Origin of the sequence: Filobacillus milosensis, from assembly GCF_004402015.1 — a bacterium.
GTDB lineage: Bacteria > Bacillota > Bacilli > Bacillales > Alkalibacillaceae > Filobacillus > Filobacillus milosensis.
In genome coordinates, this window is record NZ_SOPW01000081.1 from 1 (window position 1) to 302 (window position 302).

The 302-nt window shown below is 65.9% G+C and carries 1 protein-coding gene; it reads right to left on the reverse strand.

Annotation, left to right across the window (positions count from 1 at the left end; genetic code table 11):
* Positions 1–302 (reverse strand): DedA family protein (locus tag E3U55_RS17655; protein WP_407644128.1); only part of this gene is annotated, 302 nt, incomplete at both ends.

Sequence of the window (302 nt, forward strand, 5' to 3'; positions counted from 1 at the left end):
GTCCCAGCCAGGACACACGGATGTGGGGTCCCAGCCAGCGCCCGAGCCAGAATCCGATGCTCTCGCCGATCAAGGCGCCGATCACGACCGCGACGCCCATCGCGATGCCCTCCAGGGGAGTCGCCACCCCCATCGAGGCGATGATCACGATCGTGTCACCGGGAACGATGAGCCCGATCAGGATGCTCGTCTCGAGCATGACAGCGAGTCCGGCGATCAGGGTGCGAGCGACCGGATCGACCGACTGCACGGTGTCGAGGAGCCAGATCAGGAGGTCGTCCACCCCATGAGGATACGGGAGC